This is a genomic window from Pseudomonas parasichuanensis (assembly GCF_021601385.1).
Taxonomy (GTDB): domain Bacteria; phylum Pseudomonadota; class Gammaproteobacteria; order Pseudomonadales; family Pseudomonadaceae; genus Aquipseudomonas; species Aquipseudomonas parasichuanensis.
The window spans coordinates 155987-181485 of the sequence record NZ_BQHO01000003.1 but is presented as its reverse complement, the minus strand read 5'-3'; the positions used below and the strand labels follow the sequence as shown (position 1 = coordinate 181485).

Sequence of the window (25499 nt, the reverse complement as noted above, 5' to 3'; positions counted from 1 at the left end):
CGACCATGATGCGCAGCCATTATTGCGGCCAACTGAACGAGAGCCTGGACGGCCAGGAAGTCACCCTTTGCGGCTGGGTCCATCGTCGCCGCGACCACGGCGGGGTGATCTTCCTCGATATCCGTGATCGCGAAGGCATGGCCCAGGTCGTATTCGACCCGGATCGCGCCGAAACCTTCGCCGCCGCCGACCGCGTGCGCAGCGAATACGTGGTGCAGATCACCGGCAAGGTGCGCAAGCGTCCGGATGGCGCGGTCAACGCCAACATGGCCTCCGGTGCCATCGAAATCCTCGGCTACCAGCTGACCGTGCTCAACGAAGCCGAGACGCCGCCGTTCCCGCTGAACGAATTCTCCGACGTTGGCGAGGAAACCCGCCTGCGTTACCGCTTCATCGACCTGCGTCGCCCAGAAATGGCCGAGAAGCTGCGCCTGCGTTCGCGCATCACCACCAGCATCCGCCGCTTCCTTGACGAAAATGGCTTCCTCGACGTCGAGACGCCGATCCTGACCCGCGCCACCCCGGAAGGCGCGCGCGACTACCTGGTGCCGAGCCGCACCCACGCCGGCAGCTTCTTCGCCCTGCCGCAGTCGCCACAGCTGTTCAAGCAGCTGTTGATGGTCGCGGGCTTCGACCGCTACTACCAGATCGCCAAGTGCTTCCGTGACGAAGACCTGCGTGCCGACCGCCAGCCGGAATTCACCCAGATCGACATCGAGACCAGCTTCCTCGACGAAAGCGAGATCATGGGCCTCACCGAGAGCATGATCCGCAAGCTGTTCAAGGAAGTGCTGGACCTGGAGTTCGGCGAATTCCCGCACATGACCTTCGAAGAGGCCATGCGTCGCTACGGTTCCGACAAGCCCGACCTGCGCAACCCACTGGAGCTGGTAGACGTTGCCGACCAGCTGAAGGACGTGGACTTCAAGGTCTTCGCCGGCCCTGCCAACGATCCTAAATGCCGCGTCACCGCCCTGCGCCTGCCAGGTGGTGCAAGCATGCCGCGCAGCAAGATCGACGAGTACACCAAGTTCGTCGGTATCTACGGTGCCAAGGGCCTGGCCTACATCAAGGTCAACGAGCGCGCCAAGGGTGTCGAGGGTCTGCAGTCGCCGATCGTCAAGAACATCCCCGAGGCCAACCTCAACAACATCCTCGATCGCGTGGGTGCGGTAGACGGCGACATCGTGTTCTTCGGCGCCGACAAGTTCAAGGTCGTCAGCGAAGCCCTGGGCGCGCTGCGTATCCGCCTGGGCCACGACTTCGAATTGCTGACCTGCGAGTGGGCTCCGATGTGGGTCGTCGACTTCCCGATGTTCGAAGAGAACGAAGACGGCAGCTTCACCGCGCTGCACCACCCGTTCACCGCGCCGAAGTGCACCCCCGAAGAGCTGGAGGCCAACCCGGCCACCGCACTGTCCCGTGCCTACGACATGGTGCTCAACGGCACCGAACTGGGTGGCGGCTCGATCCGTATCCACCGCAAAGAGATGCAACAGGCGGTCTTCCGTCTGCTGGGTATCGAAGCGGCGGAACAGGAAGAGAAGTTCGGCTTCCTGCTCGACGCCCTGAAGTTCGGTGCGCCGCCCCACGGTGGCCTGGCCTTCGGCCTGGACCGCCTGGTCATGCTGATGACCGGCGCCCAGTCGATCCGTGAAGTGATTGCCTTCCCGAAAACCCAGAGCGCCGCGTGCGTGATGACCCAGGCCCCTGGCCTGGTCGACGCCAAGGCCCTGCGCGAGCTGCACATTCGTCTGCGCGAGCAGACCAAGGTCGAGTAATAGCGACCCTGGGCGCAACGGTAGCGCTGCGCCCACGTATTTTTCGCGTTCCGCCCTTCGGGGCGGAACCTGTTTCTGTTTCAAGGATTTGGAGTCGTTATGGCTGGTCATTCCAAGTGGGCGAACATCAAGCACCGCAAAGAGCGCCAGGATGCCAAAAGGGGCAAGATCTTCACCAAGTGGATCCGCGAGCTGACCGTCGCCGCCAAGCAAGGCGGTGGTGACCCGGCGTCCAACCCGCGTCTGCGCCTGGCGCTGGACAAGGCCCTGGGTGCCAACATGAGCCGCGACATCATCGATCGCGCCGTGGCCCGGGGTGCTGGCACCAACGAAAGCGACAACGTCGAAGAGCTCAGCTACGAGGGTTACGGCCCAGGTGGCGTGGCGATCATGGTCGAAGCCATGACCGACAACCGCAACCGTACCGCCGCAGCCGTGCGCCATGCCTTCACCAAGTGCGGTGGCAACCTGGGCACCGACGGTTCGGTGGCCTACCTGTTCGAGCGCAAGGGGCAGATCAGCTTCGCCGCCGAACTGGCCGTTGACGAAGATGCGCTGATGGAAGCCGCGATGGAGGCCGATGCCGACGACGTGGTGGCCAACGACGACGGCTCCTTCGATGTGTTCACCTCGTTCAACAGCTTCTACGCGGTGCGTAATGCGCTGGAAGAGGCGGGCTTCAAGGCCTCTGATGCCGAGATCGTGATGCAGCCGACCACCAGTGCCGAGCTGGATCAGGAGGGCGCGGAGAAAGTGCTCAAGCTGATCGACATGCTCGAGGATCTGGACGACGTACAGAACGTCTACTCCAATGCACAGATCTCCGACGAGATCATGGAAGCGCTGGGTTAAGGTTGGCGGTAACCGTCAGGCCTATTCGCGGGCAAGCCCGCTCCCACAGGTAGTGCGCAGTACGTCCGGATGGCGCTGTACCTGTGGGAGCGGGCTTGCCCGCGAATAGACCGATATGAAATGCAATTGATGCAGGCGTTATGACTCTGATTCTTGGTATCGACCCCGGTTCGCGCATCACCGGCTTCGGTGTGGTCCGTCAGACCGCGCGCGGCTGCGAGTACGTCACCTCGGGCTGTATCCGCACCGGTGATGGCGAACTGCACGATCGGCTGCTCGTCGTCTTTCGCGGCGTCAGCGAGATCATTCGCCAGCACGGCCCGGTGACCATGGGCATCGAGCGGGTGTTCATGGCACGCAATGCCGATTCGGCGCTCAAACTGGGGCAGGCGCGTGGTGCCGCCATCGTTGCCGCCGCAGAAGCGGGCCTGGAGATCGCCGAATATACCGCCAGCCAGGTCAAACAGGCGGTGGCAGGGACCGGCGGGGCCAACAAGGACCAGGTGATGCTGATGGTCATGCACCTGCTCAAGCTCACCCAGAAACCGCAAGTCGACGCCTCCGATGCCCTGGCCATCGCCCTGTGTCATGCCCATACCCGCTCCAGCCTGATTCCACATGGCTTGACCACGGCGCGTCGGCGCGGCGGGCGCTTGCGTCTGTAACCGCTTCATGCGCTGATACACATTTTGTCCGGGTGGCCCGTTCACCGGACGCATTAGCTGATAGGGTTGTGCGGTTTCTGACCGGCGCCCCAGAGAAAGGATCGGAACGTGATTGGACGTTTGCGCGGCACCCTGGCGGAAAAACAGCCGCCGCACCTGATTGTCGATGTCAATGGCCTGGGCTATGAGCTCGAAGTGCCGATGACCACGCTCTATCGCCTGCCCAAGGTGGGGGAGGTCGTCACCCTGCATACCCACCAGGTGGTGCGTGAAGATGCCCATCTGCTCTATGGCTTTGCTGAAAAACGCGAGCGTGAACTGTTCCGTGAGCTGATCCGGCTCAATGGCGTTGGCCCCAAGCTTGCGCTGGCGCTGATGTCCGGGCTTGAAGTCGACGACCTGGTGCGTTGTGTGCAGGCCCAGGATGCTGCCGTGCTGGTACGCGTGCCGGGAGTTGGCAAAAAGACCGCCGAACGCCTGCTGGTCGAACTCAAGGACCGCTTCAAGGCCTGGGAAACCTCGCCGGCGATGTTCGCCCTGGTGTCCGACGGCCCGCTACCGGTGGCCAGCGTCAATACGGCCGAGGCCGACGCGGTGAGCGCGCTGGTATCGCTGGGCTACAAGCCGCAGGAAGCCAGCAAGGCGATTTCTGCCATCGAAGGCAAGGCCAGCCTCAGCAGTGAAGAACTGATCCGTCGCAGCCTTAAAGGGATGATTACCAAGTGATCGAGACCGACCGCCTGATTGCCGCCTCCGGACGCGACCGCGAAGAGGTCCAGGATCGCGCAATCCGTCCGCTGCGGCTGGAGGAATACATCGGCCAGCCGGTGGTGCGTGAGCAGATGGCGTTGTTCATCCAGGCAGCGCGCGGTCGCAGCGAGTCTCTCGACCACACCCTGATCTTCGGCCCGCCCGGCCTGGGCAAGACCACGCTGGCCAACATCATCGCCCATGAAATGGGCGTATCGGTCAAGAGCACCTCGGGGCCGATCCTCGAGCGCCCGGGTGATCTGGCGGCGATGCTCACCAACCTGGAACCGCACGATGTGCTGTTCATCGACGAAATTCACCGCTTGTCGCCGGTGGTCGAGGAAGTGCTGTATCCGGCCATGGAAGACTTCCAGCTGGACATCATGATCGGTGAGGGGCCGGCCGCGCGCTCGATCAAGCTCGATCTGCCGCCGTTCACCCTGGTCGGTGCCACCACCCGCGCGGGCATGCTCACCAACCCTCTGCGTGATCGCTTCGGCATCGTCCAGCGCCTGGAGTTCTACAGCGATCGCGACCTGGCGACCATCGTCAGCCGTTCGGCCGGCATTCTCGGCTTGACGATCGAAGACAGCGGCGCCTTCGAGATTGCCCGCCGTGCGCGCGGAACTCCACGTATCGCCAACCGCCTGCTGCGCCGAGTGCGTGACTACGCCGAGGTGCGTGGCAAGGGCGAAATCACCAAGGCCGTGGCGGACATGGCACTCAACCTGCTGGACGTCGACGAGCGTGGTTTCGACCATTCCGACCGGCGCCTGCTGCTGACCATGATCGAAAAATTCGACGGTGGCCCGGTGGGCGTGGACAACCTGGCCGCAGCGATCAGCGAAGAGCGGCACACCATCGAGGACGTGCTGGAACCTTACCTCATCCAGCAAGGCTACATCATGCGTACCCCGCGAGGCCGGGTGGTCACCCGCCACGCCTACCTGCATTTCGGCCTGAACATTCCCGGGCGCTTCTGCGAAGGTGGGGAATATTCCGCGCAGGACGACGAATGACAGATCGAACCGGCGATTTCGTGGTCCTACCGCAGGCATGCCCACCAAACGCTGGCAATACGACATTAACCCGGCAAAAACAGTTGCCTGGGCGGATTGGCAAGTTCAGGAGTAAGCACTAGAGTATGCGCGCGCAAAATGGGCTGGAACCGTTCGCACACCGCTGTCGCGTCTATTACGAGGATACCGACGCGGGTGGGGTGGTGTACTACGTCAACTACCTCAAGTTCATGGAGCGAGCGCGTACCGAGCGCCTGCGCCACCTGGGCTTTTCCCAGGCGCAACTGGCGGGTGACAATCTTCTGTTCGTCGTGCACTCCAGCGAAGCGCGCTACCACGCGCCGGCGCGGCTGGACGACGAATTGCGGGTCACCGCGCAAGTGCTTGAATTGAATCGCGCCAGCCTGCGCTTCGTGCAGCAGGTATGGCGAATAAAGGATGAAGTGCTGCTCTGTGAAGGGCAGTTCCTTGTGGCCGCGGTGCGTGCCGACACTTTCAAGCCCCGGGCCATTCCCCCAGAACTGCGCGACGCGTTCCTGGCGGACGGCACGGGTACTCAATCCAACGCAGGAGAATAAGCGTGGAAGCAAACGTCGTCGACCATACCTCCATGTGGAGCCTGGTCGCCAATGCCAGCGTCGTGGTTCAGCTGGTGATGCTCACCCTGGTGGCCGCCTCGGTCATGTCCTGGATCATGATCTTCCAGCGCAGCACCATGCTGCGTGCCGGTCGTCGTGCCCTGGATGCCTTCGAGGAGCGCTTCTGGTCGGGTATCGACCTGTCCAAGCTGTACCGCCAGGCCGGCAGCAACCCGGACCCGGATTCGGGTGTCGAGCAGGTGTTCCGCGCCGGCTTCAAGGAGTTCTCCCGCCTGCGCCAGCAACCGGGTGTCGACCCGGACGCGGTGATGGAAGGTGTTGGTCGGGCCATGCGCGTTGCCATCTCCCGTGAGGAAGAAAAGCTCGAGCAGAGCCTGCCGTTCCTGGCCACCGTCGGTTCCACCAGCCCGTACATCGGCCTGTTCGGTACCGTCTGGGGCATCATGAACTCCTTCCGCGGCCTGGCCAGCGCCCAGCAGGCGACCCTCGCCACCGTGGCCCCCGGCATCGCCGAGGCCCTGATTGCCACCGCGATCGGCCTGTTCGCCGCGATCCCGGCGGTCATCGCCTACAACCGCTTTGCCGCGCGCAGTGAAGTACTGATCGGTCGTTACTACACCTTCGCCGACGAGTTCCAGGCGATCCTGCACCGCAAAGTACACACCAGCGAAGAGTGATCAGGTAGAAACCCATGGCCCGAGTTCGCCACAAACGCAAGCCGGTCGCCGAGATGAACGTGGTGCCCTACATCGACGTGATGCTGGTGCTGCTGGTCATCTTCATGGTGACCGCCCCCATGCTCAACCAGGGCGTGAAAGTAGACCTGCCCAAGGTGTCCAGCGAAGCGCTGCCGCAGGACAACAACGTGCAGATCCTGACCATCTCGATCAAGGCCGACAAGACTTACTTCTGGAACCTCGGAAGCGAAGTCGACACCGACAAGCAGATGGACAAGGCCATGACCTTGCCGGAAATGACCAGTGCGGTGACCAAGATCATCGCCGCCGGTCGCGACCAGGGCAAGCAGACCCAGGTCTTCATTCGTGGTGACAAGTCCGTCGACTACGGCGCGGTCATGGGTGCCATGGGCGGGTTGCAGAAGGCCGGTGTCGGTAACGTTGGCCTGATTACCGAGGCGCCCTGATGCAGCAGCGAGAGCCATCCGCCTCGGAAAGCTACTTCTGGCCCAGTGTCTGGGCCATCGGCCTGCATGTGCTGGTGTTCGGCATGTTGTTCGTCAGCTTTGCCATGACGCCTGAGCTGCCGCCCTCCAAGCCGATCGTCCAGGCCACGCTCTACCAGCTCAAGTCCAAGAGCCAGGCGACTACCCAGACCAATCAGAAGATTGCCGGGGAAGCGAAGAAGACCGCGTCTCGCCAGACCGAAGTCGAGCAGCTGGAGCAGAAGAAGGTCGAGCAGGAAGCCGTGAAGGCTGCGGAACAAAAGAAAGCCGACGCAGCTCAAAAAGCTGAGGAAGCCCGCGAAGCTGCCGAGGCCAAGAAGGCCGAAGAGGCCGCCAAGGCGACCGAGCAGAAGAAAGCCGCAGAAGCCAAGAAGGCCGAAGAAGCGAAGAAGGCGGCTGAAAAGCAGCAGGCTGACATCGCCAAGAAGAAGGCTGAGGAAGAAGCGAAAAAGCAGGCCGAAGAAGAGGCCAAGAAACAGGCTGCGGAAGAGGCGAAGAAGAAAGCCGCCGAAGACGCCAAGAAAAAAGCAGCCGAGGACGCCAAGAAAAAAGCGGCGGCCGAGGAAGCGAAGAAGAAGGCAGCTGAAGAGGCCAAGAAAAAGGCCGCTGCAGACGCCCAGAAGAAAAAGGCACAGGAAGCGGCTCGCAAGTCGGCGGAGGACAAAAAGGCTCAGGCACTGGCCGAGCTGTTGTCCGATACCACTGAGCGCCAGCAGGCACTGGCCGATGAGCAGGGTGATCAGGTGGCCGGTGATTTCGACGACCTGATTCGTATGCGAGCAGCCGAAGGCTGGGCGCGTCCGCCTTCTGCGCGCAAGGGCATGACGGTAGTTCTGCAGATCAACATGTTGCCGGACGGCACCATCACTAACGTGAACGTGGCCAAATCCAGCGGCGACGGTCCGTTCGACAGCTCGGCCGTGGCCGCGGTGAAGAACATTGGCCGGTTGACCGAGATGCAGGGCTTGAAGCCGAACGAATTCAATCCGTATCGTTCATTCAAGATGACATTTACACCTGAGGATCTAGCGTTGTGATTAAACGTCTGAGAGGACTCCTGGTCTTGCTCTGCTGCGTGGCAGGCATGGCCATGGCAGAGGAAAAGAACATCCTGGTCACCAGCGGTAGCGACCGGGCAACCCCAATCGCGGTAGTGCCCTTCGGCGTGCAGGGCGGCAGTGTGCTGCCCGAAGACATGGCCGACATCATCGGCAATGACCTGCGCAACTCCGGCTACTACTCGCCCATTCCCAAGCAGAACATGATCAGCCAGCCTACCCAGGCCAGCGAAGTCATCTTCCGCGACTGGAAAGCGCTGGGTGCGCAGTACGTCATGGTCGGCAGCATCGTGCCGGCCGGTGGCCGCCTGCAGGTCAGCTACGCCTTGTTCAACGTCGCCACCGAGCAGCAAGTGCTGACCGGTAGCGTCGCGGGCGGCGTGGATCAGCTGCGTGACATGTCCCACTATATTGCCGACCAGTCGTTCGAGAAGCTCACCGGCATCAAGGGTGCGTTCTCCACCCGCATGCTGTACGTGACCGCCGAGCGTTTCTCGACCAACAACACCCGTTACACCCTGCAGCGTTCGGACTACGACGGCGCTCGGGCAGTGACCCTGCTGCAGTCGCGTGAGCCGATCCTGTCGCCACGTTTCGCACCCGATGGCAAGCGCATCGCCTATGTGTCGTTCGAGCAGAAGCGCCCGCGCATCTTCATCCAGCACATCGACACTGGCCGTCGCGAGCAGATCACCAACTTCGAAGGCCTGAACGGCGCGCCTGCCTGGTCGCCTGACGGTACTCGCCTGGCGTTCGTGCTGTCCAAGGACGGCAACCCGGACATCTATGTGATGAACGTCGCCTCGCGTCAGATCAGCCGTGTCACCGCCGGCCCCGGTATCAATACCGAGCCGTTCTGGGGCAAGGATGGCAACACCCTGTACTTCACCTCCGACCGTGGCGGCAAGCCGCAGATCTACAAACAGTCGGTCGGTGGCGGTGGTGCCGAGCGAGTAACTTTCGTGGGTAACTACAACGCCAACCCGAAACTGTCGGCGGATGAAAAGACCCTGGTGATGATCCATCGCCAACAGGGTTTCACCAACTTCAAAGTGGCTGCCCAGGATCTGCAGCGCGGAAGTGTAAAGATTCTCACCGAGACCAGTCTTGATGAGTCTCCCACTGTTGCGCCAAACGGCACCATGCTAATCTACGCCACCCGCCAGCAGGGCCGGGGAGTCTTGATGCTCGTGTCGCTTAACGGCCGCGTGAGGCTCCCACTTCCTACCGCTCAAGGCGAAGTCAGAGAACCGTCCTGGTCCCCTTACCTGAACTGATTGCGGCGTAACACGTTTTGCTTAACACATTGGGGTTTCATTAGGAGTTTCAAGATGGAAATGCTGAAGTTTGGTAAATTCGCTGCGCTGGCTCTGGCCATGGCCGTAGCTGTAGGTTGCTCCTCGAAAGGCGGTGACAACGCTGGTGAAGGCGCTGTTGATCCGAACGCTGGCTACGGTGCCAACACTGGCGCTGTTGACGGCTCCCTGAGCGAAGAAGCCGCCCTGCGCGCAATCACCACCTTCTACTTCGAATACGACAGCTCGGACCTGAAGCCAGAAGCCATGCGCGCTCTGGACGTTCACGCCAAGGACCTGAAGTCCAACGGCAACCGCGTTGTCCTGGAAGGCAACACCGACGAGCGCGGCACCCGCGAGTACAACATGGCTCTGGGTGAGCGTCGTGCCAAGGCCGTTCAGCGCTACCTGGTTCTGCAGGGCGTTTCCCCTGCTCAGCTGGAACTGGTCTCCTACGGCGAAGAGCGTCCAGTTGCCACCGGCAACGACGAGCAGTCCTGGGCTCAGAACCGTCGCGTAGAACTGCGTAAGTAAGTTCCTATGCGTATGTGCCGCCGTGTAGTAACCGTCCTCGCACTCAGCCTGCCCCTTTCGGCGTGGGCTGCGGTTCCCGTAGTAGATGACAACGCAGGTGGTTTGCCACCTGCGGGTTATGGCACGAGCGGCGCCTATGCCGGAGCAGGGGCTTCGGCCCCTGCTTCTGCAAACGGCCAGCTGTTCATGCAGCTGCAGCAGATGCAGGACCAGCTTTCCCGCCAGCAAGGCATCATCGAAGAGCTGCAGAACGATGTGTCGCGCATGAAGCAGGAAAACCTCGAGCGCTATCAGGACCTGGACCGCCGCATTGGCAGCGGAACGGCACCTGCCGCGACTCCCGATAATTCCTCCACCGGTGGTGCGAACAACGCAGCCACGGGTGCCGCCGCCGGCGCCAGCGCCGCGCAGCCACCGGCCGCCAACAGCAGCGAGCCGGGTGATCCGGCGAAAGAAAAGCTCTATTACGATGCCGCTTTCGACCTGATCAAGCAGAAGGACTTCGACAAGGCCAGCCAGGCCTTCAACGCCTTCCTGCGCAAATACCCCAACAGCCAGTACGCCGGTAACGCGCAATACTGGTTGGGTGAGGTGAACCTCGCCAAAGGCGACTTGCAGGGTGCCAGCCAGGCCTTTGCCAAGGTCAGCCAGCTGTATCCAGAGCACAGCAAGGTGCCGGATTCACTGTACAAGCTGGCCGACGTCGAACGCCGCCTGGGCCACACCGACAAGGTCAAGGGCATCCTGCAGAAAGTAGTCACTGACTACCCGAAAACCACCGCCGCCAAACTGGCCGAGCGTGACCTGCAAAAGCTCTGAGCCAATGCTTCATGAAGAAACCCGCGCCTGTCGCGGGTTTTTTCGTTAGAATCACTGCCCTTTTTTCGTAAACACGCTGCTGCGGATAACGCCATGTCGAGTCCGCGACAGTGCCTGACGGAGGCGGACAGCCTGTTCAGCTGTCACGCCCGTGGCGATCATGCAAGACACATTACGCATCACCGAAGTCTTTTACTCGTTGCAGGGTGAAACGCGAACGGCTGGGCTGCCCACGGTATTCGTGCGCCTGACCGGTTGCCCCCTGCGCTGCCAGTACTGCGACAGTGCCTATGCCTTCACCGGTGGCACCATCCGTAGCCTCGATTCGATCCTCGAGCAGGTGGCCGGCTTCAAGCCGCGCTACGTGTGCGTCACCGGCGGCGAGCCTTTGGCTCAGCCGAATGCGCTGCCGCTGCTGCGCAGCCTGTGCGATGCCGGTTACGAGGTATCGCTGGAAACCAGCGGCGCCCTCGACATCAGCGGTGTCGATACCCGGGTCAGCCGCGTGGTCGACCTCAAGACGCCTGGCTCCGAAGAGTCGCACCGTAACCGCTACGAGAACATCGAGCTGCTGACCCGCAACGATCAGGTCAAGTTCGTTATTTGCTCGCGCGAAGATTACGACTGGGCGGTCTCCAAACTGATCCAGTACAACCTGGCCGAGCGTGCTGGCGAGGTGCTGTTCTCGCCCAGCCACCACCAGGTGAGTGCCTCCGACCTGGCTGACTGGATCGTCGCCGACAACCTGCCCGTGCGTTTCCAGCTGCAGTTGCACAAGCTGCTGTGGAACGACGAACCTGGACGCTGAGTACAACGACATGACTGATAAACGCGCGGTAATCCTGCTGTCCGGTGGCCTCGATTCGGCCACTGTAGTGGCCATGGCCAAGGCTGAAGGCTACGCCTGCTACACCATGAGTTTCGACTATGGCCAGCGCCATCGCGCCGAGCTCGACGCTGCGGCGCGGGTCGCCCGAGACCTGGGCGTGGTGGAGCACAAGGTGATTGGACTGAACCTGAACGGCATCGGCGGCTCGGCCCTGACCGACAGCAGCATCGATGTGCCCGAGGCGCCAAGCGAGGGCATCCCGGTCACCTACGTGCCGGCACGCAACACCGTGTTCCTCTCGCTGGCACTCGGCTGGGCTGAAGTGCTGGAGGCGCGCGACATCTTCATTGGTGTCAATGCGGTCGATTACTCCGGTTACCCGGATTGCCGTCCCGAGTTCGTCGAGGCTTTCGAGCGCATGGCCAACCTGGCCACCAAAGCCGGGGTCGAAGGGCAGGGCTTTCGCATCCAGGCGCCACTGCAGAACCTGAGCAAGGCGCAGATTGTTCAGGCTGGTATCGCCCGTGGCGTGGACTACAGCCTGACCGTGTCCTGTTACCAGGCCGATGATGAAGGGCGCGCCTGCGGCAAGTGCGACAGCTGCCGCCTGCGTGCCGATGGCTTCAGTGCTGCCGGTGTAGCGGACCCGACCCGTTATTTTTAAAAATATGCGTATAGGGTGTTGATTTCTCCTGAGAAATCAGTAATATACGCGCCATCCAACGGGTCGTTAGCTCAGTTGGTAGAGCAGTTGGCTTTTAACCAATTGGTCGTAGGTTCGAATCCTACACGACCCACCATATGCAGTACGAAAAGCCCGCCTTCATGGCGGGCTTTTTCGTTTTCGTTGCCGGGGGCATACCTTTCTCAATCTCCCCCAAAAGCAAAAAGCCGATACCTGAGCAATCAGGTATCGGCTTTTTTATGGGCGTTGTCGCCATCAGCCTTTGCCAGGCTTGACCTCATCGCTGGCGGCGGTGCGCTGCTCGTTCTGCGCCTTGCCGTCGGGCAGCTGGTCGAACTCACGCAGGCCGTTCTTGGCATAGGGGTTGCCGATCCAGCGCGGGCGGGGGCTGAACTGCGTGCTTACCAGGCTTTTGGCGGGCTCGAAGCGGTCATAGCTCAGCCCGGCCAGGTCGGACAGGGTGTGGATCAGGTGCGAGCTGCTGTAAGGGCGCGAGGCCATTGCCTGCAGGTCCCGTGGGTGGCTGGCCTGCCAGCTTGGCGAGGTCCAGAGCAGGAACGGGATGGTGTACATCGGCCGGGTCGGATCGCCTTCGTTGCGCCCCAGGCGATCGTGCTGGCCGGAGCTGTAGACATCCTCGCCATGGTCGGAGAGGTACAGCAAGAAGCCGTTCGGTGCGGTCGCCGAATACTGTTTGATCAGGCTCGACACCACGTAGTCGTTGTAGCGCACCGCGTTGTCATAGAAGTTGTAGGTTTGCAGCTTGTCCGGCGACAGCGCTGTGGGTGCGCCGGCATTGTCCTTGAAGTGCTCGTAGCCTGCTGGATAGCGGAAGCGGTAATCCATGTGGGTGCCGAGCAGGTGGACGATGATGAACTTCTTCTGCGCCGGGTCCTGCAGCGCTTTTTCGAAGGGCGCGAGTACCACGTCGTCGTACTGGCTGGCGTTCTGGTTGCGCTGGTTGTTCAGGTAGACCTGCTCGTCCGTCTGCTGGGAGAAGGTGGTGAGCATGGTGTTGCGCTTGGTCATGGTCTGCTGGTTGGTGATCCAGTAGGTCTTGTAGCCCGCCTGTTTCATCAGGTTGATCAGCGACGGATCGGTCAGGAAGCGGTCCGGGTGTTCTTCGTCACCGAAAGTGAGGATCTGCTGCATCACTTCGATGGTGTAGGGGCGTGGCGAGACCACGTTGCGGAACACCGTCAGGCCCTTGTCACTGGCGGCCAGGGCGTCCAGGTTCGGCGTGGTGTCGCGGTTGTAGCCATACAGGTGCATGTGTTCGCGGGTGGTGGACTCACCCAGGATCAGCACCAGGGTGCGCGGCGTGTCGCCGTTGCTGTCCGCAAGGTTCTGCAGCGGCGGCAAGGCGGCGTTCTGTTGCAGCAGTTCCTGCATGTTGTCCAGTTGCTGGCGGTATTGCCGGTAGCCCACCACCAACTGCCAGGGTACCGCCGGCTCCATGCGCTGTTCGACCTTCTCCCGGGCTTCGGCAAAGGTGCGTTGCTGGGTGACAAGCTGCTTGTAGAACGGCAAGACCAGCAGCGACACCAGCAGCAAGACCACCACGGGGATCCGGCTGCGCAGAGGCAGGGTTACCGGGCGGATGCGGGTCCACAGCAGTACCGCGACCGCCGTGTACAGCAGCAGCGCCAGGCACAGCGAAACACTAAAGTACTGGCTGAAGTACTCGCTGGCCTCGGCGGTGTTCGACTCGAACATCACGAAGATCACGCTCTGCGAGAACTCCTGGCGGTAGATGCCGAAATAGCTCAGGCCCACCAGCGAGCTGGCCCACAGCACCAGGCCGATGGCAGCCGCCAGTGGCCGAGTCAGGCGTGGCAGCAACAGTACTGGCGCCAGCCAGAGGCTGCTGAGGATGAAGGCGTCGCGAAACCCGGCGAAACCGGTGGTGCCGCTGAACAACAACAGCGCCTGTGTGACGCCGGAGAAGTACCAGAAAAACAGCAGGAGCCAGCCGAGGCCTGCCCAGTCCATGGTTTTTTTTGCGGTAGGGGATGGGGTGGTCACGTGCGCCTCAGGAGCCAGGTAGCCGCCATCAGGCTGGCGGCTGCTTAAAGGAGGCGACGCTAGAGCAGGCGAAGTGAAAAGATCGTCAATAGAAGATGAAAGGCTTGCGAAACATCTGGTGACAGTTGTCAGGGCCGCCATACGGCCCTGAAAATGCCGAGTGAACTGCCGTTCCTACACGCGGAACTGCTCCATCAAGGCCTGCTGCTGGTTGGCCAGCCGGTTCAGTGCCTGGCTGATCCGCGCCGACTCATCGGCCTGCCCGGACAGCGACTCGGTCACATCGCGAATCCCCGCGACATTGCGATTCACCTCTTCGGCCACCGCGCTCTGCTGCTCGGCGGCGGAGGCGATCTGCAGGTTCATGTCGGTGATCACCGTCACGGCTTGATCGATGCGTTGCAGGGCGGGCAGGGTCTGTTCCATTTGCGCGGCGCTTTCGCGGGCCTGGCGCTGGCCGCCGTGCATGGCGCCGACCACGTCCTGAGTGCCCTGCTGCAGGCCTTCGATCACCTGGCGGATTTCCTCCACCGACACCTGGGTGCGCTGGGCCAGGCTGCGCACTTCGTCGGCGACCACTGCGAAGCCGCGCCCGGCCTCGCCGGCGCGGGCGGCCTCGATGGCGGCATTGAGTGCCAGCAGGTTGGTCTGCTCGGCAATGGCGCGGATCACCTCCAGCACCGAGCCAATCTGCTCGCCACGGCTTTCCAGCGAGCGCGCCTGCGCCATGGCTGCATCCATGCCGCTGGCCAGCTGGTCGATGGCCTGGCGGGTGGCCGCGACCAGGGCCAGGCCCTCGCGGGTGGCCTGGTCGGCGCCGCGCGCGGCTTGGGCGGCTTGTGCGGCGTTATGGGCAACGTCCTGGGCGGTGGCGCTCATCTCGTTGGCGGCGGTGGCCACCTGTTCGATTTCGCGGTGTTGTTGCTGCATGCCGGTGCTGGTCTGGCTGGCGATCAGCGAGGATTGGTCGGCGGTGCCGCGGGCCTCCTGCACCGAGCCCTTGAGCTGGGCAATCACCGGCTGCAACTTGTCCAGGAAGCGGTTGAACCAGCCGGTCAACTGCCCCAGCTCGTCGTCGCGGGCGTAGTCCAGGCGCCGGGTCAGGTCGCCTTCACCGCTGGCGATATCTTCCAGGCGCGCGGCTACCGCCAGAATCGGTCGAGTCACGCCGCGGGCGGTCAGCCACACCAGCAGCAGGCCCAGCACCGCAGCGCCCAGGCCGATCAGCAGGCTGGTCAGGTTGGCGCGTTGGTTGTGATCGTCCAGGCGCTGGTTGAGGGCGACCGCTGGCGCTTGCAGCACGCTCTCCGGCAGCTCCAGCAGTACCTGCCAGGGTGCGGCGCCAGGGATGGGGGTGAAGGGGCGCGAGATGCGCATCATGCCGCCGTCCAGGCGTTCGACCGGCTGGCCAGCGCGCAGGGGGCCGGCAAAGGCGCTGGCGGCGCTGCCGAAGGCCTGCTCCACGGTCTTGCTCAGTTGCCGGGCGTCCTGGCTATGGCCGGCCAGCAGCCCGACCGGGCTGACGATACTCACCTGGCCCTGGCCATCGAACAGTTCCTGGCGCCCGGCCAGGGCCAGCTGCTGCAGGTTGTCCAGGCCGATGTCCAGGCCGATCACGCCGACCACCTTGCCACCTTCGAGCAGCGGCAGGGCGATACTGGTCATCAGCACCTTCTGGCCGTTGATCTCGTCGAAGTACGGGTCGAGCACGCAGGCCTTGGCCGTCTCCATCGGGCAGGTCAGCCAGCGATTGTAGGGTGAGCCGTTGGCGCCGATGCTGGCGTCGGCGAGCATCGCTTCGGGCATGGCCTCGGTTTCCAGCGCGCCGGGGCTGCTTTGCGACCAGTACAGCGAGAAGCGCCCGCTGTCGTTGCTGCCGGCGTCGGCCTGGCCGACGAACTGGGCATCGCGCTGGTCCAGGGCGTTGGGCTGGAACACCAGGTACAGGCCGATCAGGTCGGGGTTGCCGGCCAGTGCCGCGCGGGCTTCGTGGTTGAGCTGGTTGCGCAGGTCGGCGCCGCCCCGGGCCTTGAGTGCCTGCACCAGGCGGGCGAAACCGTTGCCGTACTGGTAGGCGTCCATGAAGTAGCGCTGGATGCGCAGCGCCTGGGTTTCGCCGTGGGCCTGCAGGCGCAGGCGAGCGCTGTGGTCGAGCAGCTCGGTGTTGGCCTGGAACACCTGCTCGGCGTTGCGCCGGGCCTGGGTGAGCGAAGTGGCCACCAGCAGGGCGACGATGGCCAGCAGGCACAGGCCGGCGAGCAGGGTGATCTTCCACTGGATGGAGAGGCGGCGCAGCGACATGGGCTTTTCCTTCTCGATCAAAACAGAACGCCCGCGGTCAGGCGGGCGTCGGGTGTGGTTCATTCAGCGATGTAGTTCGGGGGCGCAACCCGGAAGGCCTTGGTCAGCCAGCCCAGGTACAGCACGCCAAGTGCCGCCCAGACCCCGCCGAACAACAGCGAGTGTTCATTTAGGTCCAGCCACAGCGAAACGATGATGCAGAAGCCGATGGTCGGCAGCACCAGGTACTTCATCGTGTTGGCCAGCCCCTGGCGGTTGCCCTCGCGCAGGTAGCAGTGGTTGATCACCGACAGGTTGACGAAGCTGAACGCCACCAGCGCACCAAAGTTGATGATCGACGTGGCGGTGACCAGGTCGAAGAAGACCGCCGACAGCGACACCAGGCCGACAATCGCGATGTTCAGCACCGGGGTCTTGTAGCGCGAGTGCAGGCGGGCGAACACGCTGGCCGGGATCACCTTGTCGCGGCCCATCACGTACAGCAGGCGCGACACGCTGGTCTGCGACGCCAGGCCCGAAGCGATGGTGTTGATCACGGTGCAGGCGATGAATATCGACTGGAACAGCTTGCCGCCAACGTACAAGGCGATTTCCGGCAGCGCCGCTTCCTGGTCGTGGAAGCGCTGCATGGTCGGGAAGTAGGCCTGGATGAAGTACGACACGCCGATGAACACCACACCGCCGATCAGCGCGGTGAGGAAGATCGCCAGCGGGATGGTCTTGCCTGGATTACGGGTTTCTTCCGACAGGCAGGTGACCGCGTCGAAGCCCAGGAACGAGAAGCACAGGATGGTCGCACCCGCGGCCAGGGCGGCGAACTGGGTCTGCTCGTCGGCGAACGGCACCAGGCTCCACGCGGTGCCCAGGCCCTCTCCTTGATCCAGGCCACGCACGCAGAGGTAGACGAACACGCTCATGATCGCCACCTGGACGAGCACGAACAGCAGGTTGAAATGCGCCACCAGGTTGATGCTGCGCATGTTGATCAGGCTGATCAGGGTGACGAAGCCGGCCACCCACATCCATGCCGGTACCTCGGGGAACATCGCCGACAGGTAAAGCTTGGCCAGCAGCGCATTCACCATCGGCAGCAGCAGGTAGTCCAGCAGCGACGACCAGCCGACCAGAAAGCCCACGTGCGGGTTGATCGCGCGTTGGGTGTAGGTGTAGGCCGAACCCGACTGCGGGAAACGCCGTACCAGGGTGCCGTAGCTCACTGCGGTGAACAGGATGCCCGCCAGCGCCAGGATGTAGGCACTGGGCACGTGCCCGGCGGTGATGCCGGAGACGATGCCGAAGGTGTCGAACACGGTCATCGGGGTGAGGTAGGCCAAGCCGATGATCACCACATGCCAGAGGCGCAGGGATTTACGGAACTGGCCGTTGCCGGTGGCGCTGTGGTCAGGCTGCATGCGCGGGGCACTCCTGGCTTTGGACAGCGGGCACGGCGTGCGGCAGGCACGGCAAGGTCGAGCGGGTGGGCTCCATGTTGTTCACCTTTTATGTTGGAGCTGCGAAGTGCGCAGAGAGGGCGCGGGTGTCAGGGCTTCAAGCGCCAGGACGAGGAAGGTGGCGCGTGCGGGCAGGGGCGTTTGGGCATGATGGCGGCGCGATTGTTCTTCTTCGTGGAATGGGCGCTTGCAAGGTGGGTGAAATAAAAAACGATGGTCATTAGGGTGTCAAGTTAAACATGACAGACTGCCCGGTCATGTTGTTTTTTATCTACATTGAAAGGGTTTTTCGGCCGTTTATTGGCGCTTTACCTGTTTTTTATGGATTTCCGTGTCTATAAATATTTACGAAAAGGCGGGCGGTGGTGCGGTGCCTCGCTTGTGCGTGTGCGACTGCCGTGCCATGCGGTCACCCTGACAGTGCTATTCTGCGCGTCCTCGCGTACTCCACGCGCAGCCCCTATGGACAGCAATCGGTTCTATTCATGAAGAAATCAGTAGGCATCCTCTCCGGCCTGGCCGTCGCCATCGCCGTCGCAACCACCGCTGGCGCCTGGTACACCGGCAAACAGCTGCCGGCGGAGCTGGAGCGCTCCATCACCCAGGCTAACCAAGAGCTCAAGAGAGCCCTGGTCGGCAGTGGCGGCAGCATGACCGTCGAACTGGCTTCGCTGGAGCAGCATTTCTTCACCAGCACGGCGCACTACCGCCTCAAGGCCAAGGACGTTCCACTGGGCGAGGTCGAGAAGCTGAACTTCGATGTCGGTGTGATCGACCAGATCGAGCACGGCCCGTTCCCCTGGTCGCGGGTCAAGGCGTTCAAGCTGATGCCGGTGATGGCCACCAGCAACAGCGCCCTGGAAAAGGACGATTTCACCGCGCCGTGGTTCGCTGCGGCGGGGGACAAGGTACCCGTCAGCGGCCAGGTCAGCCTGGGCTATGGCGGCACGGTCGAAAGCGATATCCGCCTGGCGCCGGTCAAGCTCGAACAGGATGGCGAAAAGGTCCTGGACTTCTCCGGCATGCAATTGCGGGTGAGCGGTGACCGCGAGGGCGAGGCTACCGAAATTCACGCCAATGCTGATCGTCTGGAGATTAATTTCGCCGATGCGCAAGAGACGCCGGTGAAGATCCTGCTCAACGGCTTCAAGGTTGGCGGCAAGCTTACCCAGACCGACCACGACATGATCTACCTCGGCAACATCGACCTGGCCCTGGCTGACACGCAGATCACCAGCGGTGCCGATCAGCAAGTGCTGGTGCTCAAGGGGCTGCAGCAGAACAACCTGTACAGTGCCGAAGGCCAAGCCAAGGACAAGCTGGCCGGGCGCCTGGAGTACAAGGTGGCCGATATCAGCTATGCCGGGCGCAAGGTGGGCAGCGCCGAGATGGTCCTCACCATGAAGTCGGTCGACATCCAGGCCATGCAGGGGCTGATGCAGTGGTATCAGGGCAACATGCCGGTAATCCAGCAGGCGGCGGCCGAGGGCAAGGACCTGTCATCGGTGGATGCCGTCATCCAGGGGCAGGACAAGGCCGAGCAGGACTTGCGCAAGCTGCTGGCGGCAGAGCCGAAGCTGGCGATCGACAAGCTGTCGTTCAAGACCGCCAACGGCGAGAGCCATTTCAGCCTGGCAATGGACTTGGCCAACCCGACGTCCTTCGACCTGCCGCCTGAGCAACTGGGCAAGCAACTGGTGAGCCGCCTGCACAGCAAGCTGAGCGTGTCCAAGCCGATGGTCGGTGACCTGGCCACCCTGCAGGCGCTGCTGGGCGGTGAGACCGACGCCCAGGCCATTGCCCAGCAGTCCAACCAGGCCGGTGAAATGGTCGGCATGATGGCGGTGCAAAGCGGCATGGCCACGGTGCAGGGCAATGACGTGATTTCGAGCCTTCAGTATGCCGATGGCATGGTCGACTTCAACGGCAAGAAGATGACCGTCGAAGAGTTCGCCATGTTGATCAGCGCCCACTTGGCGGCCCTGCAGCCACAAGGCTGAGGTCGGCCAGGCGAGCCTGCCTTCGCACGGTCTGCACGGGCCTTGTGGCAGCGGGCTTGCCCGCGAAGGGGGTAACGCAATTACCCCCCGACAATCCCCGCAAAAACCCCTTTTGCATCGCTCCGATTGCCTGTAGCCTTCGCCCTCCGATAATAGTCCGCGCCCACAGAAGGGGCCGCGAAGGCCCGCCATGCAGGCCGTCCGGCACCATTAGCCGATCTGTCAGGGCCGGGTGATACACTCGACTGACGCGCGTACGCGCCCCGCAGGTCCAGCGATCATGACCCAGATTTCCGAACGCCTGTTGGTACAGGCCCACCTCGACGCCAAGCAGCCCCACCCGCTGACCCCCGCGCAGGAGGCCGAATACCGTGCGGCCATCGCTGCCGAGCTGAAAAAACAGAATGCCGTGCTGGTCGCCCACTACTATTGCGACCCGGTGATCCAGGCCCTGGCCGAGGAAACCGGCGGCTGCGTGTCCGACTCGCTGGAGATGGCCCGCTTCGGCAAGAACCACCCCGCCGACACGGTGATCGTGGCCGGGGTGCGCTTCATGGGCGAGACAGCGAAGATCCTCACCCCGGAAAAGCGCGTGCTGATGCCGACCCTGGAAGCCACCTGCTCGCTCGACCTGGGCTGCCCGGTCAAGGAGTTCTCGGACTTCTGCGACCAGCACCCCGAGCGCACCGTGGTGGTGTACGCCAACACGTCTGCCGCAGTGAAGGCGCGGGCCGACTGGGTGGTGACCTCCAGCTGCGCTTTGGAAATCGTCGAAAGCCTGATGGACAACGGCGAGACCATCATCTGGGGCCCGGACCAGCACCTGGGCCGCTACATCCAGAAGCAGACCGGCGCCGACATGCTGCTCTGGGACGGTGCCTGCATCGTTCACGAAGAGTTCAAGTCGCGCCAACTGGCCGACATGAAGGCACTGTACCCGGACGCGGCGATCCTGGTGCACCCGGAATCACCGGAAGCGGTGATCGAGCTGGCCGACGCGGTGGGCTCCACCAGCCAGTTGATCAAGGCCGCGCAGACCCTGCCGAACAAGACCTTCATCGTGGCGACCGACCGCGGCATCTTCTACAAGATGCAGCAGCTGTGCCCGGACAAGGAATTCGTCGAAGCCCCCACCGCCGGTAACGGCGCGGCCTGCCGCAGCTGCGCGCACTGCCCGTGGATGGCGATGAACACCCTGGAGCGGGTGCTGGATTGCCTGCGCACCGGCAGCAACGAGATCTTCGTCGAGCCGGCGTTGATCCCCAAGGCGATCAAGCCGCTCAACCGCATGCTCGATTTCACCCAGGCGGCGCGTTTGAAGTTGTCCGGTAACGCCTGATGTCTCATGCGCAGCCTCTAAAGAGCTGACGCGACCCCTGTGGGAGCGGGCTTGCCCGCGAACACGGGCGAAGCCCGTGCCAGGCGCCGCAGTGCCATCTTCGCGGGTAAATCGCAGCGGCGAACCGCCGCTTTCACGGTGATCATGCCTGGCCTGTGCTTCAGCGCCCCATCATGTCCTTGACCATGCGCTGCTGCTCCATGATCTCGCGCTGGCGCTGGTCGATCTGCGAGGCCAGCGGGAAGTTGCTGCCCGAACGGCGTTTGGCATAGTCGAGCTGCTGGATCGCCTGGTCGAAATCGCCGACCAGGGTGAAGTACTCGGCGCGGGCGCGGTGCAGGCCGATGGTGTTGCCGGACAGGCCGCGCACTTCGGCTACGTCGTACCACACGTCCGGGTCGTCCGGGCGGCTCTTGACCAGATCATCCAGCACTTTCTCCGCCTCGGCCGGCTTGCCCTGCTTGATCAGCAGGTCGGCGCGCACCTGTTTCAGCGGGTAGTTGCCAGGGTACAGCGCCTGCAGGCGCTGGGCGCGCTGCTGGGCGTCGGCCAGGCGGTTGTTGGTGATGTCCAGGTCGATTTGCGCCAGGTTGTAGGTGATGTCGTTGGGCGCCTTGGCCAGCAGCGGCTTGAGGCTCTCCCGTGCTTCGTTGAGCTGGCCGCCCTTGATCTGCGCCAGCGCCAGGCCGTAGCGCGCGGCGTCCATTTGCGGGTTCTCGTCAAGCTGGGCGCGGAAGCGCTTGGCAGCCAGGCCCGGGGTGCCTTCGTAGGTAAGCTGCACGCGGGCGCGGATCAACTGGTAGCGCAGGCTGTCCTCGACACCGCCCTGGGGCGCCTGCTCGGCGCGGTTGCGTGTGTCGGCCACCCGGGACTCGGTGACCGGGTGGGTCAGGAGGAATTCCGGCGGTTTGGCGTCGTAGCGATATTGGCGTGCCAGGCGCTCGAACATGTTGGGCATGTTGCGCGGGTCATAACCGGCTTTTTCGAGGTTCTGGATACCGATGCGGTCGGCCTCCTGCTCGTTCTGCCGGGAGAAACGCCGCTGCTCCTGGATGGCCGCCGCCTGGGTGCCGGCAATCACGCCGATGCCGGCGTCGCCACCGCCACCCGCCGCGAGCACGATGCCCGCCAGCAGCGCCGCCATCATCGGCAGCTGCATGCGCTGCTGGGCTTCGACGCCACGGGCGAAGTGGCGCTGCGACAAGTGCGCCAGTTCGTGGGCCAGTACCGAGGCGTATTCGCCCTCAGTCTGGGCGTTGAGGAACAGCCCGCCGTTGACCCCGACGATGCCGCCGGGTGCGGCGAAGGCGTTGAGTTCCTTGCTGTCGATCAGGATGAACTCCAGGCGCCGGTCCTGTACCTGGCTGGTCTCGGCCAGCTTGTACACGCTGGTCTCGACGAAATCCTTGAGTTGCGGGTCGTTCAACTGGTTGACGTTGCCGCGCAGCAGGCTCAGCCAGGCGCGCCCGAGCTGGTGTTCCTGTTGCGGCGAAACGATCGCGGAGCTGGCATCGCCCAGTGACGGCAGGTCGTCGGCGTGGCCGGGGAGGGCCATCAGGCAGGCCAGCGTCAGCAGGGTGGGGCGCAGTAGATTCATGCACAGGCTCGCGTCGGTCAAAAGCCTTACTGTAGCCGGGTCGCACGATGCCGACCAGTGGCGGTATCCTAGTGCCCTTTTTGCCCTGCCTGTGGAGACGCGCCCGATGAGTGACACCCTGACCTGCGACGCCGAACTCGACGCCAGCGGGCTGAACTGCCCGCTGCCGCTGCTCAAGGCGAAGATGGAACTCAACCGCCTGGCCAGTGGTGCGGTGCTCAAGGTGATCGCCACCGACGCAGGCTCGCAACGCGACTTCCGCACTTTTGCCCGGCTGGCCGGTCATACGCTGCTGCACGAAACGGCCGAGGCCGGGGTGTACACCTACTGGCTGCGCAAGGCCTGAGTTTTCTTTCAAGGATCGGCAATGATCAAAGTGCTACGCGACTGGATGCAGCGCTATTTCTCCGACGAGGAGGCGGTGGTGCTGGCGGTCCTGCTGTTCCTGGCCTTTACCGTGGTGCTGACGCTGGGCGGGATGCTCGCGCCGGTGCTGGCGGGCATGGTCCTGGCCTTCCTGATGCAGGGGCTGGTCAACGCCCTGGAGCGCTTCAAGGTGCCGACCCGCTTGGCGGTGTGGCTGGTATTCGCGCTGTTCATGGGCGCCCTGGCGGCCTTCATGCTGGTGCTGGTGCCGCTGCTCTGGCATCAGTTGATCACCCTGTTCAACGAACTGCCCGGCATGCTGGGCAAGTGGCAGTCGTTGTTGCTGTTGCTGCCCGAGCGCTACCCGCACCTGGTGTCGGACGAGCAGGTGCTGCGCGCCATCGAGTCGGTGCGCGGCGAAATCGGCAAGTTCGGCCAGTGGGCGCTGACCTTCTCGTTGTCGAGCCTGCCGCTGCTGGTCAACGCGATGATCTACCTGGTGCTGGTGCCGATCCTGGTGTTCTTCTTCCTCAAGGACCGTGAGCTGATCGGCCGTTGGGTCAGCGGCTACCTGCCACGTGAGCGCGCCCTGCTCAACCGGGTGGGCGACGAGATGAACCGGCAGATTGCCAACTACATTCGCGGCAAGGGTATCGAGATTCTGATCTGCGGTGTCGCCACCTATATCGCCTTCATCAGCCTGGGGCTCAACTACGCCGCACTGCTGGCGCTGCTGGTGGGGCTGTCGGTGGTGGTGCCTTACGTGGGGGCGGTGGTGGTGACCGTGCCGGTGACCTTGATCGCGCTGTTCCAGTGGGGCTGGGGCGATCAGTTCATCTACCTGATGGCGGTGTACGCGATCATCCAGGCGCTCGATGGCAACGTGCTGGTGCCGCTGCTGTTCTCCGAGGCGGTGAGCCTGCACCCGGTGGCGATCATCTGCGCGGTGCTGTTGTTTGGCGGGTTGTGGGGCTTCTGGGGGATCTTCTTCGCGATCCCGCTGGCGACGCTGTTCAAGGCGGTGCTGGATGCGTGGCCGCGGCAGGAAGCGTCAGTCGCGCCGATGCTCTGAATTGCCGGGGCCGCTTTGCGGCCCTTTCGCCGGCAAGCCGGCTCCCACATGGATCGCTTTACCTGTGGGAGCCGGCTTGCCGGCGAAAGGGCTGCGCAGCAGCCCCATGCGTCTTTAAGCCTTGTTCAAGGCCTCGGCCGCCGCCAGCACGGCATCCACATGCCCCGGCACCTTCACCCCACGCCATTCCTGGCGCAGCACACCGTCCTTGTCGATCAGGAAGGTGCTGCGGTCTACGCCCAGGTATTCCTTGCCATACAGCTTCTTCAGCTTGATCACGTCGAACAGCTGGCACAGCGCCTCGTCCTTGTCGCTGATCAGCTCGAAGGGGAAGGCTTGCTTGGCCTTGAAGTTCTCGTGCGACTTGATGCCGTCGCGCGATACGCCGAACACCAGGGTGTTGGCCGCCTGGAACGCCCCATGCTGGTCACGGAAACCCTGGCCTTCGGTGGTGCAGCCCGGGGTGCTGTCCTTGGGGTAGAAGTACAGCACCACCTGCTGGCCCTTGAGCTGGGCGAGGCTGACGGTCTGGCCGCTGGTGGCCTGGACCTGGAAATCGGCAACGGGTTGGTCGAGTGCTACGGCCATGAGGGCTTCCTTAGACAGGGTTCTGTGGGCGCCACGGTTCGATCAGCGCGTCCAGGTTGAGGGCATCGGCAAAGTCCAGGAACTGATCGCGCAGCCAGCTGATCTGGGTGCCGGCCGGCAGGATCACGGTGAACTGGGCATTGAGCATGCTGCTGCCGGTCTGTGGGGCCAGGTAGGTGTCGCAGGTCATCGCGTCCAGCTCGACGCGGTGGTCGAGGAAGAACTGGCACAGCTCGTTGATGATGTCCGGGCGATAGGCAGCGCTGACATAGGCCACATACGGCAGGGCCTGTGGGCGCACTTCCTGCTCGGCGCTGCGCACCACGTCCAGGGTCAGGCCGTGCTTCTTGGCCAGGCCAGGCAGCGTGGTTTCGAGGCGTGCCAGGGCGTCCCAGCTACCGCCGACCTGCAACACCAGGGCGCTGGTTTCGCCATGGCGGCTCAGGCGCGAAGTAACCACCGCGCAGCGGTTTTCGAAAGCTGCGCGGCTCAGAACATTGGCCAGCTCCATCGGGTTGGGGCCCAGGGCGCTGATGACGAGGAATTGTTCGCGAACGGTGGGGGTGGACATGCAGCATTCCTAAAGCGATGAGCGGTCGGTACAGGACGGCGGCAAGCCAGCTGTTTGCGCGAGGTCACGGCCACGCTTTGGTGGCGATGAACACAGGCCGGGAGCACTGTCGACGGCCCG

Annotated in this window: 24 protein-coding genes, 1 tRNA gene and 2 pseudogenes; 20 read left to right on the top strand and 7 right to left on the bottom strand. The window is 63.2% G+C overall.

All coding sequences use genetic code 11. From position 1 onward, the window contains the following. Nucleotides 1–5 precede the first annotated feature (5 nt). The 16 genes from aspS (at nt 6) to L6D77_RS03710 (ending at nt 12344) form a co-directional block, all read left to right on the top strand. Entirely contained in the window at nt 6–1781 is a 1776-nt protein-coding gene (gene aspS, locus L6D77_RS03785; protein ID WP_232880562.1) for an aspartate--tRNA ligase, read from the top strand. A 99-nt stretch (nt 1782–1880) separates the two neighbouring features. After that, nucleotides 1881–2633, top strand: a complete 753-nt coding sequence (locus L6D77_RS03780) for a YebC/PmpR family DNA-binding transcriptional regulator (RefSeq protein ID WP_153789074.1) — start codon at nt 1881–1883, stop codon at nt 2631–2633. A 140-nt stretch (nt 2634–2773) separates the two neighbouring features. Continuing rightward, entirely contained in the window at nt 2774–3298 is a 525-nt protein-coding gene (gene ruvC / locus L6D77_RS03775; RefSeq protein WP_125465144.1) for a crossover junction endodeoxyribonuclease RuvC, read from the top strand. A 108-nt stretch (nt 3299–3406) separates the two neighbouring features. Continuing rightward, nucleotides 3407–4024 (top strand): Holliday junction branch migration protein RuvA, encoded by a 618-nt coding sequence (gene ruvA / locus L6D77_RS03770; protein ID WP_232880565.1) that lies wholly within the window; start codon nt 3407–3409, stop codon nt 4022–4024. After that, nucleotides 4021–5067 carry a Holliday junction branch migration DNA helicase RuvB gene (gene ruvB / locus L6D77_RS03765; protein WP_232880567.1) on the top strand — a complete coding sequence of 349 codons (1047 nt, stop codon included), beginning with the start codon at nt 4021–4023 and terminating at the stop codon, nt 5065–5067. Before ruvA ends, ruvB begins: the two co-directional genes overlap by 4 nt. A gap of 125 nt (nt 5068–5192) precedes the next feature. Continuing rightward, nucleotides 5193–5645 carry a tol-pal system-associated acyl-CoA thioesterase gene (gene ybgC, locus L6D77_RS03760; protein WP_110992341.1) on the top strand — a complete coding sequence of 151 codons (453 nt, stop codon included), beginning with the start codon at nt 5193–5195 and terminating at the stop codon, nt 5643–5645. Between the two features lie 2 nt (nt 5646–5647). Next, nucleotides 5648–6343 carry a protein TolQ gene (gene tolQ / locus L6D77_RS03755; RefSeq protein WP_110992340.1) on the top strand — a complete coding sequence of 232 codons (696 nt, stop codon included), beginning with the start codon at nt 5648–5650 and terminating at the stop codon, nt 6341–6343. A gap of 14 nt (nt 6344–6357) precedes the next feature. Next, nucleotides 6358–6810 (top strand): protein TolR, encoded by a 453-nt coding sequence (gene tolR / locus L6D77_RS03750; RefSeq protein ID WP_110992339.1) that lies wholly within the window; start codon nt 6358–6360, stop codon nt 6808–6810. Next, a complete protein-coding gene (gene tolA / locus L6D77_RS03745; protein ID WP_232880570.1) occupies nt 6810–7886 on the top strand; it encodes a cell envelope integrity protein TolA in 1077 nt (358 codons plus the stop codon). The genes tolR and tolA overlap by 1 nt, the downstream gene beginning before the upstream one ends. Before the next feature lie 47 nt (nt 7887–7933). Continuing rightward, a complete protein-coding gene (gene tolB / locus L6D77_RS03740) occupies nt 7934–9184 on the top strand; it encodes a Tol-Pal system beta propeller repeat protein TolB (protein ID WP_232881056.1) in 1251 nt (416 codons plus the stop codon). Between the two features lie 54 nt (nt 9185–9238). Continuing rightward, nucleotides 9239–9736, top strand: coding sequence for a peptidoglycan-associated lipoprotein Pal (gene pal / locus L6D77_RS03735; RefSeq protein WP_008090230.1), 498 nt, complete (start codon nt 9239–9241; stop codon nt 9734–9736). Nucleotides 9737–9742: 6 nt separating this feature from the next. After that, nucleotides 9743–10555, top strand: a complete 813-nt coding sequence (gene ybgF / locus L6D77_RS03730; RefSeq protein WP_232880575.1) for a tol-pal system protein YbgF — start codon at nt 9743–9745, stop codon at nt 10553–10555. Between the two features lie 160 nt (nt 10556–10715). After that, nucleotides 10716–11363, top strand: a complete 648-nt coding sequence (queE, locus tag L6D77_RS03725) for a 7-carboxy-7-deazaguanine synthase QueE (protein ID WP_232880578.1) — start codon at nt 10716–10718, stop codon at nt 11361–11363. Between the two features lie 10 nt (nt 11364–11373). Continuing rightward, nucleotides 11374–12048 (top strand): 7-cyano-7-deazaguanine synthase QueC, encoded by a 675-nt coding sequence (gene queC, locus L6D77_RS03720; protein ID WP_232880585.1) that lies wholly within the window; start codon nt 11374–11376, stop codon nt 12046–12048. Between the two features lie 60 nt (nt 12049–12108). Next, nucleotides 12109–12184: transfer RNA gene (locus L6D77_RS03715), tRNA-Lys, on the top strand. A gap of 1 nt (nt 12185) precedes the next feature. Next, the gene (locus L6D77_RS03710) at nt 12186–12344 is read left to right on the top strand and encodes a hypothetical protein (protein WP_232880586.1); all 159 of its coding nucleotides are present in this window, start codon (nt 12186–12188) and stop codon (nt 12342–12344) included. Here the strand turns inward: L6D77_RS03710 and L6D77_RS03705 are convergent. The 4 genes and pseudogenes from L6D77_RS03705 to L6D77_RS03695 all read right to left on the bottom strand — a co-directional run bounded on the left by L6D77_RS03705 (nt 12325) and on the right by L6D77_RS03695 (nt 17807). Beyond that, complete coding sequence (locus tag L6D77_RS03705; RefSeq protein ID WP_275094574.1) at nt 12325–14094, bottom strand: phosphoethanolamine transferase CptA; 1770 nt, start codon at nt 14092–14094, stop codon at nt 12325–12327. The genes L6D77_RS03710 and L6D77_RS03705 overlap by 20 nt on opposite strands. A 174-nt stretch (nt 14095–14268) precedes the next feature. Continuing rightward, a pseudogene (locus L6D77_RS27470) lies at nt 14269–14790 on the bottom strand (methyl-accepting chemotaxis protein); the annotation flags it as partial. Nucleotides 14791–15126: 336 nt separating this feature from the next. Beyond that, nucleotides 15127–16176, bottom strand: a pseudogene (locus tag L6D77_RS27465) (methyl-accepting chemotaxis protein); the annotation flags it as partial. Between the two features lie 278 nt (nt 16177–16454). Further along, nucleotides 16455–17807 (bottom strand): APC family permease, encoded by a 1353-nt coding sequence (locus tag L6D77_RS03695; RefSeq protein ID WP_232880589.1) that lies wholly within the window; start codon nt 17805–17807, stop codon nt 16455–16457. A gap of 524 nt (nt 17808–18331) precedes the next feature. Here L6D77_RS03695 and L6D77_RS03690 point away from each other — a divergent pair. Beyond that, nucleotides 18332–19846: a YdgA family protein gene (locus L6D77_RS03690; protein WP_232880590.1), complete on the top strand. Its 1515-nt coding sequence runs from the start codon at nt 18332–18334 to the stop codon at nt 19844–19846. A gap of 280 nt (nt 19847–20126) precedes the next feature. Then, a complete protein-coding gene (gene nadA / locus L6D77_RS03685) occupies nt 20127–21185 on the top strand; it encodes a quinolinate synthase NadA (protein WP_125465132.1) in 1059 nt (352 codons plus the stop codon). A gap of 160 nt (nt 21186–21345) precedes the next feature. On the opposite strand, the gene L6D77_RS03680 is transcribed toward nadA, so the two are convergent. Further along, complete coding sequence (locus L6D77_RS03680) at nt 21346–22782, bottom strand: M48 family metalloprotease (protein WP_232880592.1); 1437 nt, start codon at nt 22780–22782, stop codon at nt 21346–21348. A 106-nt stretch (nt 22783–22888) separates the two neighbouring features. On the opposite strand from L6D77_RS03680, the gene L6D77_RS03675 reads away from it, so the two are divergent. Both L6D77_RS03675 and L6D77_RS03670 read left to right on the top strand, forming a co-directional pair. Then, a complete protein-coding gene (locus L6D77_RS03675) occupies nt 22889–23128 on the top strand; it encodes a sulfurtransferase TusA family protein (protein ID WP_110992328.1) in 240 nt (79 codons plus the stop codon). Between the two features lie 21 nt (nt 23129–23149). Next, entirely contained in the window at nt 23150–24220 is a 1071-nt protein-coding gene (locus L6D77_RS03670) for an AI-2E family transporter (RefSeq protein WP_232880593.1), read from the top strand. Nucleotides 24221–24334: 114 nt separating this feature from the next. Here L6D77_RS03670 and L6D77_RS03665 read toward each other — a convergent pair whose 3' ends face one another. Together L6D77_RS03665 and L6D77_RS03660 are read right to left on the bottom strand one after the other, a co-directional pair. After that, nucleotides 24335–24808: a peroxiredoxin gene (locus L6D77_RS03665; protein WP_232880595.1), complete on the bottom strand. Its 474-nt coding sequence runs from the start codon at nt 24806–24808 to the stop codon at nt 24335–24337. A 10-nt stretch (nt 24809–24818) separates the two neighbouring features. Next, on the bottom strand, nt 24819–25379 hold the full coding sequence (locus L6D77_RS03660; protein ID WP_110992325.1) for a glycine cleavage system transcriptional repressor: 561 nt from the start codon (nt 25377–25379) through the stop codon (nt 24819–24821). Nucleotides 25380–25499: the final 120 nt, after the last annotated feature.